General features: G+C 52.8%; 2 protein-coding genes and 1 pseudogene. All 3 read left to right on the top strand.

The features are described 5' to 3' along the window. Positions 1-379: 379 nt before the first annotated feature. A pseudogene (locus RFM98_RS31535) lies at positions 380-448 on the top strand (hypothetical protein); the annotation flags it as partial. A gap of 8 nt (positions 449-456) precedes the next feature. Further along, a complete protein-coding gene (locus RFM98_RS31090) occupies positions 457-633 on the top strand; it encodes a hypothetical protein (protein WP_320312283.1) in 177 nt (58 codons plus the stop codon). A 406-nt stretch (positions 634-1,039) separates the two neighbouring features. Continuing rightward, positions 1,040-1,822, top strand: a complete 783-nt coding sequence (locus tag RFM98_RS31085) for a LuxR family transcriptional regulator (protein WP_320312282.1) — start codon at positions 1,040-1,042, stop codon at positions 1,820-1,822. Positions 1,823-2,072: the final 250 nt, after the last annotated feature.

The following is a 2,072-nucleotide window of genomic DNA, read 5'->3' as shown; positions in this document are numbered from 1 at the left end:
TGTGCGGCTGGGCACTCTCCGCGAAGGCGTCGTTCGCGCTGTCCTCCACTATCTCGTCAGCGATGACGATGTAGACGCGGCCGCAAACGCCATTCGATCGGTCATGCAGGCGAAACCACGATGACATTGGGTCACCTCGCAAAACCGGGCCTTTGGCGGCCTGAGCTGATTCACTGTCCCGATGACTTGCGCAGAGCGGCGGGTGCGGCACCAAGGTCGTAATCTGGAAACATTGACGAGCGCCAACGCGGGCTGGGCGTGGCAGGAGCTCCGTTGGAGAAGCTGACGCGGTGGTTCTTGGGAGTGTTCCGGAAGCCGCTGGCGAAGGCAACGGTCCGATCGCGCCAAGGGCGGCTGGCCGCCTTATGACGCGGTGCCGATGTTCAAGATCCTGGTTCTGCAGGCGCTCCATAGTCCGTCGGATGATCAGGCGGAATTCCAGATCCAGGATCGGCCGTGCTTCATGCGGTTGCTCGGTCTTGGCTCGGCGACAAGGTGCCCAATTCCAACCGATCTGGTGTTTCGGGGAGCACTTCACGCAGGCCCGCGGTGGAGAACCTGTTCGCCCTTTTCGACAAGGACGACTATCTGGCAATGGGCGGGCAGATCATAGACGCCGCCGAAGCGGCGTAATAGAGATGCCCCAAAGGCCGATATCAAGGCAGCCAAAGCCCCGGATGATTGGAAAGACAAGCCTACAAGGCTGCACCAGAAGGACCGGGACGCGCGCTGGACGGTGAACGCGCGCAGATATCGATGTGATCTCGAAGTAAACTGTAAAATATCATATGATTTAAACATTTATTGCCAAAGTTATATCTTTCGAAACGCAAAGTAATCCCATCTTAACTAAGCTTTAACATTGCTCATTGCGGTAATGTGATAGAGCTTTGGTGATGCGGGCCTGCCGAGGACGGCGCGCAGAGCCGCAGCCTTGCTGTGCGCCAGTGATGAATTCCGGCGCAAATGGCTGCGGAGCCGAGACTATGGAACGCCCGCCGATAACTTGGTCTCTCAACTTCGAGGGATGGCAACGAGAGTGTCCAATCAGTTTTCTTTGGTTCCGTCGATGCATTTCCCAAGGGGAGACAGAGAGGCGTTTGCGGTCGAATTTGGCCGATTTCTCGACCAAACTGATGGCGTTGCGCAATCCGAGCAGTTGTTCAAGCTGCTATCCGCTTATGCCCTGACTTTTGATTGCCCGTGGATCGCCTATGGCTCTCTAACTTTCGACCAACAAATTTTAAAGCCGGTCCGACGCGATCCGGTCATGCTGAATTATCCGGATGAATTGCAGGAGCGCTATTTCGAATCGGGTTATGATACGATAGACTCCGTCATCAACATGAGTCGAAAGCGGATCGGCGCCTTTCAATGGAGCCAGGTCTACAATGACACAAACACGACTGAAGACGAACGGCGCTTCTTCGACGAAGCTGCGACGTTCGGCTTAAAGTCAGGCATTAGCATTCCATTACATGGCCCTGATGGCAGCTTTGCGATCATGAGCTTTGCTCAATCCTTGAACCGCGAATTCCAAAATAGTACAATCGTGTATTTGCAGCTTGCGGCGTTTCATTTCCACCTGAAGGTAACGAAGTTTGCCAATTACAGCCAAGGATCTCCCAATCTTTCAATAAGAGAAAAAGAGTGTATTTTATGGTCGGCGAGAGGGAAATCGTCGTGGGAGATAGGAAAGATTCTAGGGATATCGATAAATACTGTAAATTTTCATATAAAAAGTGTAAAGAAAAAGTTGGATGCTTCTAGCAGAACGCTTGCGGCTGTAAAAGCCGTAAACCTTGGGATTATCCAATTATAGGAGGTACTTTGTCTCATCTCGTGGAATGCGGGTTGGACAAGCTTTGCCGACAGTCGTCGAGATTAGGTGTTCGTGGCGTTGCGCTGCTTGACAAATTCGAGGGTAGATTGTCCCTCAGGCCGAAAATGGTGTGATTGACCAACTAATTGTGTCGACGGCACGCTTAAGTGCCGCCTCGGTTTGGGCAAGGCTGGCTGACACCGCGATGACGTGTCCTATCCTGTCAAAGTAATTGCCTTTCCTGACGATC

This window comes from Mesorhizobium australafricanum (assembly GCF_033977265.1).
GTDB lineage: Bacteria > Pseudomonadota > Alphaproteobacteria > Rhizobiales > Rhizobiaceae > Mesorhizobium > Mesorhizobium australafricanum.
This window is presented reverse-complemented; position numbering and strand designations above follow the sequence as displayed.